The sequence below is a fragment of the Siccibacter turicensis LMG 23730 genome, from assembly GCF_000463155.2.
GTDB classification, from domain to species: Bacteria; Pseudomonadota; Gammaproteobacteria; order Enterobacterales; family Enterobacteriaceae; genus Siccibacter; species Siccibacter turicensis.
The window spans coordinates 181,047-197,585 of the sequence record NZ_AWFZ01000030.1 but is presented as its reverse complement, the minus strand read 5'-3'; the positions used below and the strand labels follow the sequence as shown (position 1 = coordinate 197,585).

14 protein-coding genes, 1 tRNA gene and 1 pseudogene are annotated in these 16,539 nt (G+C 59.2%); 5 read left to right on the top strand and 11 right to left on the bottom strand.

Annotation, left to right across the window (positions count from 1 at the left end):
- Positions 1-1,216, bottom strand: a 1,216-nt coding sequence (locus tag DW58_RS10525) for a SulP family inorganic anion transporter (RefSeq protein WP_235810694.1), incomplete at its 3' end; no start/stop codon positions are given.
- A gap of 452 nt (positions 1,217-1,668) precedes the next feature.
- Here DW58_RS10525 and mqo point away from each other — a divergent pair.
- On the top strand, positions 1,669-3,315 hold the full coding sequence (mqo, locus tag DW58_RS10520) for a malate dehydrogenase (quinone) (RefSeq protein WP_024547661.1): 1,647 nt from the start codon (positions 1,669-1,671) through the stop codon (positions 3,313-3,315).
- Positions 3,316-3,351: 36 nt separating this feature from the next.
- On the opposite strand, the gene eco is transcribed toward mqo, so the two are convergent.
- The 5 genes from eco to DW58_RS10495 form a co-directional block, all read right to left on the bottom strand.
- Entirely contained in the window at positions 3,352-3,846 is a 495-nt protein-coding gene (gene eco, locus DW58_RS10515; RefSeq protein ID WP_024547515.1) for a serine protease inhibitor ecotin, read from the bottom strand.
- A 194-nt stretch (positions 3,847-4,040) separates the two neighbouring features.
- On the bottom strand, positions 4,041-4,268 hold the full coding sequence (locus tag DW58_RS10510) for a YgdI/YgdR family lipoprotein (protein WP_024547516.1): 228 nt from the start codon (positions 4,266-4,268) through the stop codon (positions 4,041-4,043).
- A gap of 214 nt (positions 4,269-4,482) precedes the next feature.
- Positions 4,483-4,559 (bottom strand) — tRNA-Pro (locus tag DW58_RS10505).
- A gap of 77 nt (positions 4,560-4,636) precedes the next feature.
- Entirely contained in the window at positions 4,637-6,400 is a 1,764-nt protein-coding gene (gene yejM, locus DW58_RS10500) for an LPS biosynthesis-modulating metalloenzyme YejM (protein ID WP_024547517.1), read from the bottom strand.
- A 19-nt stretch (positions 6,401-6,419) separates the two neighbouring features.
- Complete coding sequence (locus DW58_RS10495) at positions 6,420-6,647, bottom strand: YejL family protein (RefSeq protein ID WP_024547518.1); 228 nt, start codon at positions 6,645-6,647, stop codon at positions 6,420-6,422.
- A gap of 133 nt (positions 6,648-6,780) precedes the next feature.
- Here DW58_RS10495 and yejK point away from each other — a divergent pair, with 133 nt between their 5' ends.
- A complete protein-coding gene (yejK, locus tag DW58_RS10490) occupies positions 6,781-7,785 on the top strand; it encodes a nucleoid-associated protein YejK (RefSeq protein ID WP_024547519.1) in 1,005 nt (334 codons plus the stop codon).
- A gap of 77 nt (positions 7,786-7,862) precedes the next feature.
- On the opposite strand, the gene rplY is transcribed toward yejK, so the two are convergent.
- Complete coding sequence (gene rplY, locus DW58_RS10485) at positions 7,863-8,147, bottom strand: 50S ribosomal protein L25 (RefSeq protein ID WP_024547520.1); 285 nt, start codon at positions 8,145-8,147, stop codon at positions 7,863-7,865.
- Between the two features lie 126 nt (positions 8,148-8,273).
- The gene (locus tag DW58_RS10480) at positions 8,274-10,034 is read right to left on the bottom strand and encodes a DEAD/DEAH box helicase (RefSeq protein WP_024547521.1); all 1,761 of its coding nucleotides are present in this window, start codon (positions 10,032-10,034) and stop codon (positions 8,274-8,276) included.
- Between the two features lie 181 nt (positions 10,035-10,215).
- On the opposite strand from DW58_RS10480, the gene rsuA reads away from it, so the two are divergent.
- From rsuA to DW58_RS10465, 3 genes are all read left to right on the top strand, one after another.
- Positions 10,216-10,923, top strand: coding sequence for a 16S rRNA pseudouridine(516) synthase RsuA (gene rsuA / locus DW58_RS10475; protein ID WP_024547522.1), 708 nt, complete (start codon positions 10,216-10,218; stop codon positions 10,921-10,923).
- A 15-nt stretch (positions 10,924-10,938) separates the two neighbouring features.
- Positions 10,939-12,132, top strand: coding sequence for a Bcr/CflA family multidrug efflux MFS transporter (locus tag DW58_RS10470; RefSeq protein WP_024547523.1), 1,194 nt, complete (start codon positions 10,939-10,941; stop codon positions 12,130-12,132).
- A gap of 339 nt (positions 12,133-12,471) precedes the next feature.
- Positions 12,472-12,816 (top strand): YejG family protein, encoded by a 345-nt coding sequence (locus tag DW58_RS10465; RefSeq protein WP_024547524.1) that lies wholly within the window; start codon positions 12,472-12,474, stop codon positions 12,814-12,816.
- Between the two features lies 1 nt (position 12,817).
- Here DW58_RS10465 and yejF read toward each other — a convergent pair.
- The 3 genes and pseudogenes from yejF to DW58_RS10450 form a co-directional block, all read right to left on the bottom strand.
- A pseudogene (gene yejF, locus DW58_RS10460) lies at positions 12,818-14,406 on the bottom strand (microcin C ABC transporter ATP-binding protein YejF).
- 1 nt (position 14,407) lies between these two features.
- Entirely contained in the window at positions 14,408-15,433 is a 1,026-nt protein-coding gene (locus tag DW58_RS10455; RefSeq protein WP_024547525.1) for a microcin C ABC transporter permease, read from the bottom strand.
- Positions 15,430-16,530 carry a microcin C ABC transporter permease YejB gene (locus tag DW58_RS10450; RefSeq protein WP_024547526.1) on the bottom strand — a complete coding sequence of 367 codons (1,101 nt, stop codon included), beginning with the start codon at positions 16,528-16,530 and terminating at the stop codon, positions 15,430-15,432. The genes DW58_RS10455 and DW58_RS10450 overlap by 4 nt, the downstream gene beginning before the upstream one ends.
- Positions 16,531-16,539: the final 9 nt, after the last annotated feature.

Sequence of the window (16,539 nt, the reverse complement as noted above, 5' to 3'; positions counted from 1 at the left end):
CGTCTGCAGCCAGCGCGCGTTCAGCGTGAACCACATGCGCCCCCCGGCGTGCGAACAGCACCATCGCAAATCCCACCCCGCCGGCAACGCCAATGGCCAGGTTTCCGGTGGCGACCGTGGCTGCCACCGTTACCAGCATAACCAGGGTTTCGGGGAGCGGCATATGCTTCAGCGTGGCGGGTTTCACGCTGTGCCAGTCGAGGGTTTTCACCGCCACAATCATCATGATCCCGGCCAGCACTACCATAGGGATCTGCGCCATGATCTCACTCAGCACGGTGACCAGCAGCAGAAGCACCACCCCGGCGGCGACGGTTGAAACGCGAGAGCGCGCTTTGCCCAGGCCGACGTTGACAATGGTCTGGCCGATCATCGCGCAGCCCGCGATCCCGCCATAAAAGCCCGCGGCAATATTCGCCACGCCGAGGCCCCAGCACTCCCGCCGTTTGCCTGACGGCGTATCGGTGATCTCATCGACCAGTTTGGCCGTCAGCAGCGACTCCATCAGACCGACAAAGGCCACGCTCAGGGCGCAGGGCCAGATGATCTGTAGGGTCTGCAGGTTAAGGGGTACCAGCAGTTCGGTGACGCCCGGCAGTCCCGGCAACATCGGCCCTTCGTCGCCCACCGTCGGCGTCATCAGGCCAAAGCACATGGTGATGGCGGTGATCGCCACAATCGCGACCAGCGGGGAGGGGATGCTTTTCACCACGTATGGCAAGCCGAGGACGATAATCAGCGTCAGGGCGAACAGGCCCCACACCAGCGGCGACTGGCCCCAGATATGCGGAACCTGGGCCACGAAGATCAGTATGCCCAGCGCGTTAACGAACCCGGTCATCACCGAGCGGGGGATATAGCGCATCATGCGCGCCAGGCCGCACACGCCGAACAGGATCTGAATGATCCCGGCCAGCACCACGGCGGGCAGGATGTACCCGACGCCGTGCTGGTGCACCATCGGCCCGATCACCAGCGCCACGGAGCCGGCTGCCGCCGTTACCATCGCCGGGCGTCCCCCCAGTACCGACATCACCAGGCAGAGCACTACCGATGCAATCAGGCTGACTTTGGGATCGACGCCGGCAATGACGGAGAAGGAGATGACTTCAGGAATGAGCGCCAGCGCGGTGATGACGCCCGCCAGCGTTTCTTTTACCAGCAGACGCGGCGAACGCAGGACGCCAGCAACCGTCGCGATGTTGTTATCAGACATTTTATTTTCGCAGGGATCGGGAGGTTAACGGTCAACGTCGCCGTCGTAACGGCAACAAGCGGGCCGCATGGCGCGGCGCGCGCTATCTTACAAGTCTGCAACAATCATCGCCACTGTTATCTGTGTCACAGTTTTTTACGGCAAAAAATGCATTCCACGAACGGTGCATAAGCAACATTATTGCTTTTATATCAGTTTCTTACGGAAATCATTTTGTCGGCGTTTCGTAAATACTCATAAAAACAACGGATTAACAACTTAAGACAAATATTAATTTAATTTTTAAACATTATTTAAATCTTTTCGCATCAATGTTAACTTTAGCCCCCCTTAAGTATGGAAGTGTCAACGTAACCGGGGCCGCACGTGCGCGTGGCCGCGACGATAGCATTGACCTGCAAAGACCCTGTAAGCGTCGTAATACGGCGCTGGAAAGCGATAAGGCTATAAATATGAAAAACTTATCTGCCATTCTCTTCGCCGCAGCGATGGGAACCGGGCTTCTCTCCGGAATGGCTAATGCCGCGCAAGAAGAGCAGACGGACGTTCTGCTCATCGGTGGCGGCGTAATGAGCGCCACCCTGGGCACCTACCTGCATGAACTGGAGCCGGACTGGTCAATGACCATGGTCGAGCGTCTGGACGGCGTCGCGGAAGAGAGCTCGAACGGCTGGAACAACGCCGGGACCGGCCACTCGGCGCTGATGGAGCTGAACTACACCCCGCAGAATTCCGATGGCAGCATCAGCATCGAGAAAGCGGTCGAGATCAACGAAGCTTTCCAGATCTCCCGCCAGTTCTGGGCGCACCAGGTTAACCTGGGCGTGCTGACTAACCCGAAAACCTTCATCAACACCGTACCGCACATGAGCTTTGTATGGGGCGACCAGAACGTGAACTTCCTGCGCGCCCGCTATGCGGCATTGCAGAAAAGCTCCCTGTTCCGCGGGATGCTCTACTCTGAAGATCACGAGCAGATCAAGCAGTGGGCACCGCTGGTGATGGAAGGGCGCGACCCGAACCAGAAAGTGGCCGCGACCCGTACCGAAATCGGTACCGACGTAAACTACGGTGAGATCACCCGTCAGCTGGTGTCCTCCCTGAAGAAGAACGACAAGTTCACCTTGCAGCTCAGCACCGAAGTTCGCGGTTTCAAACGTAACGACGATAAGTCCTGGACCGTCACCGTTGCGGATCTGAAAAACAACGAGCAGGAACGTACCATTAAGGCGAAGTTCGTCTTTATCGGTGCCGGCGGCGCCGCGCTGAAGCTGCTGCAGGAAACCGGTATTCCGGAAGCGGATAACTATGGCGGCTTCCCGGTGGGCGGTCAGTTCCTGGTGTCTGAGAACCCGGAAGTGGTGAATCGTCACCTGGCGAAAGTGTACGGTCAGGCCTCTGTCGGCGCACCGCCGATGTCCGTTCCGCACATCGATACCCGTATGCTGGACGGCAAGCGCGTGGTTCTGTTTGGACCCTTTGCAACCTTCTCCACCAAGTTCCTGAAAAACGGTTCGCTGTGGGATCTGCTGAGCGCCACCACCACTTCTAACGTGATGCCGATGATGAACGTGGGCATGGATAACTTCGATCTGGTGAAGTACCTGATTAGCCAGGTCATGCTCTCCGACGACGATCGTTTCGACGCCCTGAAAGAGTACTACCCGCAGGCGAAGAAAGAGGACTGGCGTCTGTGGCAGGCCGGTCAGCGCGTGCAGATCATCAAGCGTGACGAAGAGAAAGGCGGCGTGCTGCGTTTAGGCACCGAAGTGGTAAGCGACAAAGATGGCACCGTAGCTGCGCTGCTCGGCGCGTCACCGGGTGCGTCTACCGCGGCCCCTATCATGCTGCACCTGATGGAAAAAGTGTTTAAGGATAAGGTTGCGACCCCAGAGTGGCAGGCGAAGCTGAAAACTATCATTCCATCCTACGGCACGAAGCTGAACGGTAACGTTGAGGCCACCGAGCGCGAGCTGGAAAACACCAGCCGTGTACTGGGCCTCAAGTACCAGGCACCGAAAGCGGTCTCTCCGGCGCCGAAGCCGGAAGGCAAGATGCCGGACCAGGAAGTCAACGCGGTATCTGATATCGCGCTGTAATAAACAAAAACCCCGCCGCGGCGGGGTTTTTTATGCTTATCGTTCTACGGCCGTTTTCAGCGTCTCGTCTGCTTTCCACACCCGATACTTCACCTCAATATTCTCAGGCGCATAGACCACCACGGGCAGCTTGCTGTTGTAGCGCAGCAGTCCCGCGTCGCCCAGATGCACCGTCACAAACTTCTGCGTTTTCGTGCCTTCCGGACAGGCCATCATGGTGGATGCCGGCGCGCTGACGTGGCTCAGCTCGTAATAGTCATATCCCCAGCCTGACAGCGTTTTGGTGGCAAGCTGCCCGCCCATACGGAACTGGTTGCAGTCCACGTCCATCATCTTGCCAGGCAGTAGCTCCACGCGATAGCTGTATTCATCTTCCTGTTCGGGAAGGTCAATCACCACGCGCTTCATGCCTTTTTCTGGCGCCGGGTAGGGGGCGATTTTTTCCAGCGGCTGCGGCGTGGTGGGGGCGGTATTGGCCAGGGCGGCACCGCTTGCGCACGCGGCGATCAACAGCATCATTGCGTTTTTCATCACTTCTCCTTAATGCAAATGTCGCAATGGGCGCAGGATAGCACAGTGATGCCACGTATTCGTTCAGGTTTACGTATATTTGCGGGGCGTTATGCTGGTCTGTATGAATAGTGTGAAATTTAACGCTGGCGGAAGGGTGGGGAGAGGTTGATTCGACGGCGGGTAAAGAAAAGCCCCCGCAGGGGCCTCGGGTATCAGTGTGGCACTTCCGATACCTTTTCAACTTCAGATTTGTTGATCTGCTGCTTATCGCCGTTGGCATCGGTATAGCCCAGCAGGCCAGCATCAGACTCTTTCGGTTTTCCATCACTGATAATGGTACGCCCGTCCGTAGTGTGGATAGCGTAGCTTGTGCGCGTACAACCTGACAGTGCGGTTACAGCCAGCAGTGCGGCTAAAGGAATGATCAGGGTCTTTTTCATTTCCATCCTCTCTATTGGTTGTTTTGCTTAGGTTTTATTATAGCAGAGGATTTTTTATCAGTGGTTTGTGGCGCTAAATTGTAAAGAAATCGCACCAAATGCTAAAAGATGCCGCGCTTACAGAAGGAGTGGCGGAACGCGCTGAGCAGTACAGCAGAGGGGAAATGCAGGCATAAAAAAACCAGCCGCTGAGGGCTGGTTTTCGGGGAAGATTTGGTCGGCACGAGAGGATTTGAACCTCCGACCCCTGACACCCCATGACAGTGCGCTACCAGGCTGCGCTACGTGCCGACACGTGGAGGCTAATACTACCCATTTCCGGACCGATTGCAAGGGTAGGGCAGACTGACTGGATTATAATTAATCAATCAGTTAGCGATAAAGCGTTTTTCATCCGTCAGCACCTGCAACAGCAGGCCAAGCTGCGGTTTTTCATCCCGGATGCGATTCCCGTTAGCGTCCCAGGTGCGGTAGTTGCCGTTATTATCCAGCACCAGCGTCATCTGCGGCGTGGTGATCGCCAGGGTGTTGCTGTCAGCGCCGATCACCCAGTTGTTGCGACGGGTCGCGGCAAACAGGTCTTCGCCCTGCGAATAGTCCGCCGGCGACGTGCTGACGTGCAGCAGACGCATCATCAGCGTGGTCATGACGTCCTGGTGATCGGTCAGCTTGCTGATGCTCTGCGCCGGGGTGCCCGGCCAGTGGATCACCAGCGGTACCTGAATGCGTGAGCGATCCCAGGCAAAGCTTTCACGCGCTTCGCCCAGCGGCACGCCGCGCCCGGCCGTGATAATCACCACCGTGTTATCGAGCTTGCCCGCGGCTTTCAGCGCATCCAGCACGCGTGCAATCTGGCCGTCAACGTTCTGGGCCGCGCGCTCGTAGCGGCGGGTAAAGCCCTGCTGATTGCTGTCTTCGTCAACCGTGGTGCCGTTGAATGACACCCAGGAGAACCAGCGGTTATCCTCGGCGGCGTATTTGCCCAGCCAGTTGATCCACTGGTTGGCGGTCTGCACGTCGGACTGGGTTTTCGCCGGCGGCAGGGAGAAATCAGAGAGCAGCGCCTGACGATAGAGCGGGCTGTTGAAGCCATCGGAGGAGAACAGGCCCAGCTGGTAACCCTGCTGGTTCAGCGCGGTGATCAGCGCCGCCGGAATGCGCGCCGACAGCACGCCATCCATATACGCCGGCGAAATACCGTAGAACAGCCCAAAGATGCCGTTGTCGGTGTAGTTCCCGGCACTCATGTGCTGGGTAAAGGAGACGTTTTGCCCGGCGAACTGCGCCAGCTGCGGCATCGTTTTCTGATAGCGGGCGTAGTTCAGGCCGTCGACGGTAATCAGCAGCACGTTCTGACCCGCGCCCATATCGCGATAGCGCAGATCGTTAAGCGGATACTGGACCGACACCGCTTCCGGATTACCCTGTTCAACCAGCCGGCGCTGATACTCCTGCGCATCCAGCAGGCCGTGTTTCTCAAGGAAGCGGCGTGCCGTCATCGGGTAGGAGAGCGGCAGGTTAGCGCGCTGCATGGTAATCGGGCGATAGAAGTTGGCGTCTGCCCAGATGTACATCAGGTGCGAGGCGATAAACGACACGAAGAACACCGTCGCCACCGGGCGCGCGAAGTGGCGACGACGACTCAGGCTGCGCAGCTTCTGCCAGCTCCAGGTCGCGAACAGCATCTCTATCAGCAGCAGAACCGGCACGCCGATAAACATCAGCTGCCAGTCGCGGGCCATCTCGCTTTGATCGGGGTTTATCACCAGCTCCCACACCACCGGATTGAGGTGCAGGTGGAAGCGGGTAAAGACTTCGCTGTCGATAAGCAGCATCGTCATCCCGGCCGTGGCAAGCGCCGCGGACAGGAAACGCATCAGCCGCTGCGATATGACGATAAACGTCAGCGGGAAGAGGATCAGCAGATAGGCGGAAAACACCAGGAAGCTAAAGTGGCCGACCAGGCTAATCCAGGAGAAGACGCGCCCGGTCAGGGTGGCGGGCCAGTCGGCCACCAGCAGGTAACGGCTTCCTATCGCAATGGCAACCAGAATATTGAACAGGGCGAACCAGTGCCCCCAGCTAATCATCTGGGAGACTTTTTCACGGTAGCGCTGGCGGTTAGTCACCATAACGAGTCGTTAATATCCCTTAGTGCTTGCTGTCTTCGTGGATGGAAGACTGTAACGCCTGCGCGAAAGAGCGCGCAATCGCCTGGCGTTGTGCGGAGGAGACGCTGGTGTTAATAAGGTTCGTGACCATATTGCCCAGTACCATCAGGGAAAGGTCGGTTGGCGTCTGATGCTTTTCCAGCACCTGGGCCAGCTCACTCAGCAGTTGTTCGACGTGTTCGTCACTATAGCGGGATTGTTGTGGCATAACTCAAAATCAGTTTGTTCAGGAAGTCCGATATCTTACCGTAGCAGAGGCTTTTTTTCCGCTTTTTTATCAACGGTTGCACAAGGCGGCGGGCGGTGGTTGAATACCGGCCGGTCTGAAAGGAGAGTTTACCATGAGTCTGGATATCAACCAGATTGCCATACACCAGCTTATCAAGCGTGATGAGCAGAACCTTGAGCTGGTATTGCGCGATTCATTACTGGAAACCAACGCCGCCGTTGATGAAATGATGGCGGAGCTGCATCGGGTTTACAGCGCGAAAAGCAAAGCCTACGGGCTGTTTGCCGAAGAGAGCGAACTGGCGCAGGCGCTGCGCCTGCAGCGTCAGGGCGAAGAGGAATTTCTGCCGTTCAGCCGGGCTGCCACCGCGCGCCTGCGCGATGAGCTGGCCAAATACCCGTTCGCCGACGGCGGCGTGGTGCTGTTCTGCCACTACCGCTATCTGGCGGTGGAGTATCTGCTGGTGGCGGTGCTCACCAACCTCAGCAGCATGCGTGTCAACGAAAACCTGGATATCAGCTCGACGCACTATCTGGACATCGCCCATGCCGATATCGTTGCGCGTATCGATCTCACCGAGTGGGAAACCAACCCGGAATCGACCCGCTACCTGACGTTCCTGAAAGGGCGCGTGGGCCGCAAGGTGTCCGACTTCTTTATGGATTTCCTCGGTGCCAGCGAAGGGCTGGATACCAAAGCCCAGAACCGTGGCCTGCTGCAGGCGGTGGATGATTACACCGCGGAAGCGCAGCTTGATAAAAACGAGCGTCAGAACGTGCGTCAGCAGGTGTACAGCTACTGCAACGAGCAGCTTCAGGCGGGGGAGGAGATTGCGCTCTCTGAACTGGCAAAAGAGCTGCCGAGCTTTGGCGAGAAGAATTTCCAGGAGTTCACGGCCGATCAGGGTTATGAGCTGGAAGAGACCTTCCCGGCGGATCGCAGCACGCTGCGTCAGCTGACCAAATACGCCGGCAGCGGCGGTGGGCTGACCATCAACTTCGACGCCATGCTGCTTGGCGAGCGCATCTTCTGGGACCCGGCCACCGATACCCTGACCATCAAGGGAACGCCGCCGAACCTGCGCGACCAGCTGCAGCGTCGCACTTCTGGCAAATAACGCAGGGCGGTTCGCCGCCCGCATTCAGCCATAAAAAAACGCCGCATAAGCGGCGTTTTTTCTGGTTTCATCAGCACTTACGCGCGAACGAAGTCCATGTGAGCCAGTTTAGGTTTGTACGGGTGACGCTGTACAGCCTGAACTTTAACTTTAACTTCTTTACCGTCAACAACGAGGGTCAGCACTTCGGTGTAGAACTCAGGCTTCGCCTGCATGTTCATCACTTTGTCATGATCCAGTTCGATGGCGATTGCAGCGTCAGAACCACCGTAGATGATGGCCGGGAACTTGTTCGCTGTGCGCAGGCGGCGGCTCGCACCCTTACCCTGCTCTTTACGTGCTTGTGCTTCGATAGTGAACATTTCTGTCTCTCTTCAAATAAAAAACCTGTTACAGGCGACCCAGCAACAGGCGATTGTTCTGCTTTGCGGATGCAAAAGCGGGCGGCATTATAGATCCGTTTGCCCGCAGCAGCAATGAAAACAGGCCTATCCGCGCAATTCATTGGCGCGGCGATAGCGTCCCTGATAGTCAAACACCTTTTCGCGCACCTGCCAGTAGGGGCCTTTTTTACGCGCCACCACAAAGTCGGGATGACGCAGCAGCGCCTGCTGGGCCAGCAGGTCAGTCGCGGTTTTCCAGGCCAGCGGCACGCCGGGGGTGCGGGTGTGCGGTCGGATAAACAGCTGCTCAAACGCGGTGCGCTGGGCAGGAGTGGTAAGTCGAAAACGCTCGCTGACGTCCGCGCCCTCTTCGTCGTAGTAGGTAACGTTCAGCCACTCGCCTTTTTCGTCCGCGCCGGCGGCCAGCGCCATGCCGCCGCAGCGCAGCACCAGCGCGTCTTTAAGCTTCAGCGCCGCTTTCAGCATGTCGTCGGGGTCCACCAGCACCTGGTCGCACTCCCGGCAGCGGCGGGCGGCGATGTCGTTCTCCGCATTGCAGTTCGGGCAGTTCTTGAAGCGAAAGCGGTAGTCGCACTGCTCGCGGGTGCCATCATCGTCCTCAAACCAGCCCTGACAGCGGCGGCCAAAGTGCTCAATCAGCGTGCCGTCGGCGGTGGTTTTTCCCCAGAAAGTGTTGGCGAAGCCGCAGGCGGGGCAAAAGACCTGCACCGGCACGTTATCGCTTTTTCCTTTCGGGCTGCCCACTTCCGGGGTGTAGAGATCGTGCGGGTTGCCGGCGTAGTCGAGGATCAGACAGTCGATTTTGCCCGGCGCCAGCCGCAGCCCGCGGCCCACAATTTGCTGGTAGAGGCTGACCGATTCGGTAGGGCGCAGGATAGCGATCAGATCGACATGCGGGGCGTCAAAGCCGGTGGTCAGCACCGACACGTTCACCAGATAGCGATAGCGCTGATCTTTGAACGCCGAAATCAGCTCATCGCGCACCGGGCCTGGGGTATCGCCGGTAATCAGCGCCGCCTCATCGGCGGGCAGCAGGCTGAGCACCTCCCGGGCGTGCTCCACGGTGGCGGCAAAAATCATCACCCCTTTGCGCGTCTGCGCGAACTCGACGATCTGGCTGATAATATGCGGCGTAATGCGTTTTTGGTTTTTCAACTCGCGGTTGAGATCCGCTTCGCTGAACAGCCCGTTTGACTGGGCGCTCAGGCGGCTGAAGTCGTACTGCACCACCGGCATATCGAGCCGCTCCGGCGGCGTCAGATAGCCGTGCTTGATCATATAGCGCAGCGGCAGCTCATAGATGCAGTCGCGGAACAGCGCTTTCGCATCCCCGCGCACCATGCCGTGATAGTGAAACTGGTAAATCCAGCCCTTACCGAGACGATAGGGGGTGGCGGTCAGCCCGAGCAGGCGCAGCTGCGGATTGGCGCTGCGCAGATGGGAGATAATCTGCTGGTACTGGCTGTCGTCATCGTCGCTGATGCGGTGGCACTCATCGACGATAAGCAGGGAGAAGGCGCCGCGAAAATGCTCGGGATTACGGGCGACCGACTGCACGCTGCCGAACACCACTTTTCCCTGACTCTCTTTGCGCGACAGCCCGGCGGCGTAGATATCCGCCTCCAGTCCCAGCGCACAGTACTTGGCGTGGTTCTGGGCCACCAGCTCTTTCACATGGGCCAGCACCAGCACGCGGCCGCGCGCCACCCGCGCCAGTTCGGCGATAACCAGGCTTTTGCCGGCACCGGTGGGCAGCACGATAACCGCGGGCGTCTGATGCTGTCGGAAGTAGCGCAGCGTGGCGTCCACGGCCTCGCGCTGATAGGGGCGTAACGTAAAAGACATCGTAAACCGTAATAATGATCACACCGTGCCATTATGGCATGAAAAGCCGGGGAAATATGGCTTTTGCCTTGTGAGCGTACGCAGTCTCGTTATACTGGAGGCGTTATTCCCTATACCTTCTTCATCTAAGCGTTTTGCCCCTTTCAACCGGGTAAAACGCCGCAACAGGCAATCAGATTTAATGCGACTCGATAAGTTTATCTCCCAGCAGCTCGAAATCAGCCGCGCGCTGGCCGGGCGTGAAATTCGCGCCAGCCGCGTCACCATCGACGGTGAAATTGTCAGAGACAGCGCCTTCAAAATTCAACCCGAGCATGAGGTGGCCTACGAGGGGAATACCCTGGCCCAGCAGCACGGCCCGCGCTATTTCATGCTCAACAAGCCCGAAGGCTACGTCTGCTCCACCGACGATCCGGATCATCCGACTATCCTCTACTTTATGGAGGAGCCGATGGCGTACAAACTGCATGCCGCCGGACGACTGGATATCGACACCACCGGGCTGGTGCTGCTGACCGACGACGGCCAGTGGTCGCACCGCATTACTTCGCCGCGCCACCACTGCGAGAAAACCTATCTGGTGACCGTTGACGCGCCGCTGAACGACGAGACCGTGGCGCAGTTCGCGGCAGGGATTCAACTGCACAATGAAAAAGATCTCACCCGACCGGCAACGCTTGAGATTATCACCCCGACCGAAGCGCGGGTGACCATCAGCGAAGGGCGCTACCACCAGGTAAAACGCATGTTCGCCGCGGTGGGCAATCACGTGGTGGGTCTGCACCGCGAGCGTATCGGCGAGGTGGTGCTCGACCCTGAGCTGGCGCCTGGGGAGTACCGCCCGCTGACCGAAGACGAGATCGCCCTCGCCGTCGTGCCCTCACGTTAATTTCAGGAGAACACCGTGACATCCAGGCAGAACTCATCGCTGGGGATCGTATTTATTCTTGGCCTGCTGGCCATGCTGATGCCGCTGTCTATCGACATGTATCTCCCGGCGCTGCCGGTCATTGCGGCCGAGTACGGCGTACCGGCGGGCAGCGCCCAGATGACGCTCAGCACCTACATCCTGGGCTTTGCGGTGGGGCAGCTGTTTTACGGCCCGATGGCGGACAGCTTTGGCCGTAAACCGGTGGTGCTCGGCGGGACGCTGATTTTCGCCTTTGCGGCGATGGCCTGCGCGCTCTCCAGCACCATCGACCAGCTGATCGCGATGCGCTTTGTGCACGGCCTGGCGGCCGCCGCGGCCAGCGTGGTGATCAACGCCCTGATGCGCGACATCTACCCGAAAGAAGAGTTCTCCCGCATGATGTCCTTCGTCATGCTGGTCACTACCGTCGCACCGCTGGTGGCGCCCATGGTTGGCGGCGCGGTGCTGGTGTGGTTTACCTGGCACTACATCTTCTGGATCCTCGCGGTGATGGCGCTGCTGGCCTGCGGCATGATCTACTTCCTGATCCATGAAACCCTGCCGGTGGAGCGGCGTCAGAAGTTCCATCTGCGCACCACGGTAGGTAACTTCGCCACCCTGTTTCGCCATAAACGCGTCCTGAGCTACATGCTGGCGAGCGGCTTCAGCTTTGCGGCGATGTTCTCGTTCCTCAGCGCCGGGCCGTTTGTTTATATTGAGCTGAACCATGTGTCGCCGCAGCACTTCGGCTACTACTTCGCGCTGAACATCGTCTTCCTGTTCATTATGACCATCATCAACAGCCGCTTTGTGCGCCGGGTCGGGGCGCTCAATATGTTCCGTACCGGGCTGTGGATCCAGTTCGCGATGGCGGTCTGGATGGTGGTGACCGCGCTGCTGGACGTGGGTTTCTGGTCGCTGGTGCTGGGCATCGCGGTATTCGTCGGCTGTATCTCGATGGTGGCCTCGAACGCCATGGCGGTTATTCTCGATGAGTTCCCGCACATGGCCGGCACCGCGTCGTCGCTGGCCGGGACCTTCCGCTTTGGCATCGGGGCGATTACCGGCGCGCTGCTGTCGCTGGCGACCTTTACCACCGCCTGGCCGATGCTGCTGTCGATTGCGCTGTGCGCCAGCTGCTCGATCTTTTTCTACCTCTACGCCAGTCGTCCAAAACGTAAAGCCTGAGCATGTCGCCGACGATGAAAAGGGGACTTCCGGGTCCCCTTTTTACGCTCGCAGGTCGCCCGCGAGGGAGATATTTGTTTCGTGAATGTAAAGCAGCCTGGAGAAAAAAGTCACCGGTTTGTAGGTAAAAAAGGTTGAGTTAGCGCTCAGAACGCGTTACATATAGCGCGAAAATGCGTGCCAGAGCACAAAAATAACACCCTGATAGTGAAAGGGTAACCGAAAATGTGCTGTGGCAGGCGGGCAAAAATGTTGCGAAAAACGCACAATAATGCAACATTGTATTAACTTTGCCGGGCGTATGCTGCGCCATTGTTTTTGCTATCCGGGGACACCATTTTGAATACGTTACAACTCTCCATCGTCCATCGCTTGCCGCAGAGCTTTCGTTGGCTGGCGGGTTCCGCAGGGACTAAAGTTGAACCGATTCCGCAGAACGGTCAGGGCGGGGATAACAGCCTGATCGGCCTGAAGCTACTGAGCGCGGACGGGGAAAACGCCTGGGGCGTAATGCAGAAGCTCAGCCAGGCGCTGAGCGATATCTCCGTAGAGTGCACGGTGCTGGAGTGCGACGGCGAACCCTGCCTGTTCGTTCGACGCCAGGATGAGTTCGCCGCCACCGGGCGTCTTAAAAATTTCGGCGTAGCCATTGCCGAGAGCTTCTCAAGCCATAACCCCTTCTGAGTTAACGCAGCGCGAGCAGCTCGCGCGTGTAGTCTGCCCCTGGCGAAGCGAAAATCGCGTCGCATGGCCCCTGTTCGACCACTTCCCCTGGCGCAGCACCACCACCTGATGACACAGCGAGCGTACCACCTGCAGATCGTGGCTGATGAACACATAGGTCAGGCCGTGGCGCGCCTGGAGCGTTTTTAACAGCGTCAGGATCTGCGCCTGCACCGACCTGTCCAGCGACGACGTCGGCTCATCAAGAATAATCAGCTCCGGCTTGAGGATCAGCGCGCGCGCAATGGCGATACGCTGGCGCTGGCCACCGGAAAACTCCGACGGGTAGCGATGCCGGGAGTCCGGATCCAGTCCCACTTCCTGTAAGGCGGTAATCACCGCCGCTTCCCGCGCCGCGGCGCTGAGCGTCGGCTGATGCACCCGTAACCCCTCGGCGATGATGTTTTGCACGTCGAGCCGCGGGTTGAGGGAGGAGTTAGGGTCCTGAAACACCACCTGAATCCGGCGGCGTACCGGTAAAAGCTGCTTGCGGTTCATTCGGTGCAGCGGCTGCCCGTCAAACAGGATCTCGCCCCCGGCCTGAATCAGGCGCAGCAGCGCCAGACCGGTGGTGCTCTTGCCCGATCCGGACTCGCCCACCAGACCCAGACTCTCCCCGGCGCGCAGGGTGAAGCTCAGCGCGCGCAACGCGTGATGATGCCCGACCGTGCGGCGCAGCAGCCCTTTGCGTATGGCGAACGCCACGCTCAGGTTACGCACCTCCAGCAGCACCGGCGCATCGGCCGGGAGCGGGACAGGATCGCTGTCCGGCTCGGCGGCCAGCAGCTTTTGGGTATAGGGGTGCTGCGGGGCGCTAAACAGCGCGCTGCTGGTATTACGCTCCACGCAGCGGCCCTGATGCATAACCGCCACGTTGTCGGCAATGCGGCGCACCAGCGTCAGGTTATGGGTGATAAACAGCAGCCCCATGTTCAGCTCGCGCTTCAGCTCGTCGAGCAGGGCGAGGATCTGCGCCTGCACCGAGACGTCGAGCGCGGTGGTCGGCTCATCGGCAATCAGCAGCGCCGGGCGTGTCAGCAGCGCCATCGCAATCATCACGCGCTGCCGTTCGCCGCCGGAAAGCTGATGAGGGTAGTCGTTAAGCCTGGCGGCGGCGTTGCGGATCCCCACCCGGTCAAGGCAGGTCAGCATTTCGGCGCGGGCGGCTTCGCGGCGCATCCCCCGGTGCAGCGCCAGCACTTCATAGAGCTGCTTTTCGAGGGTATGCAGCGGATTGAGCGACACCATCGGCTCCTGAAAGATCATCGCAATCTGGTTGCCGCGGATGCCGCGCAGCGTGCGCTCATCGGCGTTGAGCAGCGACTGGCCGCGAAAATGGATGTCGCCCTGGGGATAAACCACCGGCGGCGAAGGCAGCAGACGCAGAACCGACAGCGCGGTGACGCTCTTGCCGGAGCCGGATTCCCCCACCAGCGCCAGCGTCTCCCCGGCGGCGATGCGCAGGGAGAGATCGTCAACCACCCGGCGCTCAACGCCGTTTTGCCTGAAGGCGACAGAGAGATGATCAATGGTCAGCAGCGGAGCGGTCATATCAGGCAGCCTTACTGGGGTCGAAAGCGTCGCGCACGGCTTCGCCAATGAAAATCAACAGCGACAGCAGGATCGCCAGCGAGAAGAAGGCGGTAAGGCCAAGCCAGGGCGCCTGCAGGTTATTTTTCCCCTGCAGCAGCAGTTCGCCCAGCGATGCCGAGCCGGGTGGCAGACCGAAGCCGAGAAAGTCGAGCGAGGTGAGCAGGGCAATGGAGCCGCAGAGAATAAACGGCAGGAAGGTGAGGGTAGCGACCATCGCATTGGGCAGCATATGCCGGAAAATAATGCTGCGATCGCTGACCCCGAGCGCCTGGGCGGCGCGGATATAGTCGTAGTTGCGGGTACGCAGAAACTCGGCGCGCACCACCCCCACCAGACTCATCCAGCCAAACAGCACGGTGATCCCCAGCAGCCACCAGAAATCAGGCTGCACCACGCTCGACAGCAGAATGATCAAAAATAGGGTCGGCATCCCCGACCAGATCTCAATGAACCGCTGGCCGAGCAGATCGATCTTGCCACCGTAGTAGCCCTGAATCGCGCCCACCGTCACGCCTATCACGCTGGAAAACAGGGTCAGCATCAGGCCGAACAAAATAGAGATGCGCGTGCCATAGAGCGTGCGGGCCAGCACGTCGCCGCCGTTGGCATCGGTGCCGAGCCAGTTCTCGCTGGAGGGCGGGGAGGGGAACGGTTGGCGGCTGGCGAAGTGGATAGAGCTGCCGCTGAAGTGCACCGGCGGCCAGATGGCCCAGCCGTGGTCATCCAGCCGCTGGCGCAGCCACGGATCCTGATAGTCGGCGGCGGAGGCAAACGGCCCGCCGAAGTCGCTTTCGCTGTAGGTTTTCACCACCGGGAAGTACCAGCGCCCGTCGAGATGCGCCACCAGCGGGCGATCGTTTGCCACCAGCTCCGCGAACAGGCTGAGAATAAAGAGCACCAGGAAAATCCACAGCGACCAGTAGCCGCGGCGGTTGTGGCGAAAGCGCGTCCAGCGCATCTGGTTAACAGGACTGAGTCTGCTCATCCGCGCCCCTCGAAATCAATGCGTGGGTCGACCAGCGTGTAGGTTAAATCGCTCAGAATATTAAGCAGCAGGCCCACCAGCGTGAAGATGTAGAGCGTGCCGAACATCACCGGATAGTCGCGCGATACCGTGGCTTCGTAGCCCAGCAGGCCCAGGCCGTTGAGGGAGAACACCACCTCTATCAGCAGCGAACCGGTGAAAAACATGCTGATAAAGGTGGCCGGGAAACCGGCGATCACCAGCAGCATGGCATTGCGAAACACGTGGCCCCAGAGGATTTGCCGTTCAGGCACGCCCTTTGCTCGGGCGGTGACCACGTACTGCTTGCGGATCTCGTCCATAAATGAGTTTTTGGTCAGCATGGTCAGGGCGGCAAAGCCGCCGATCACCGTGGCCAGCACCGGCAGCGTGATGTGCCACAGGTAATCGGTAATTTTGCCGTACCACGGCAGCGTATCGAAATTCGCCGACACCAGGCCACGCAGCGGGAAAAGATCGAACCAGCTACCGCCGGCAAAAAAGACGATCAGCAGCACCGCGAACAGGAAGGGCGGAATGGCGTAGCCGATAATAATCGCCGCGCTGCTCCAGATATCGAAGCGGCTGCCGTTGTGTACCGCCTTGCGGATACCCAGCGGAATCGAGACAAAATAGATGATAAGCGTACTCCACAGCCCGAGGGTTACCGACACCGGCAGGCTGTCTTTAATCAGCTGCACCACTGACGCGCTGCGGAACAGGCTGTCGCCAAAATCAAAGCGCAGGTAGTTCCACAGCATCTGGAAATAGCGCTCGTGCAGCGGCTTATCAAAGCCGTATCGGTGGGTGATTTCGGCGATGATCTCCGGATCGAGGCCGCGCGCGCCGCGATACTGGCTGTCACCGGGTGTCGCGACGCCGGTACGGGCGTGAGTGCTGCCCATTCCGTCCCCGCCGCCGCTGCCCGGCAACGCGCTGCTGTCGCCGAACTGAATCGCGGCGATCGCCTGATCTACCGGGCCGCCAGGGGCAATCTGTACGATGAAAAAGTTAATCGTGATAATGGCCCACAGGGTCGGGATCAGCAGCAGCAGGCGACGAAGTAAATAGGCTCCCATAGCGGTTCC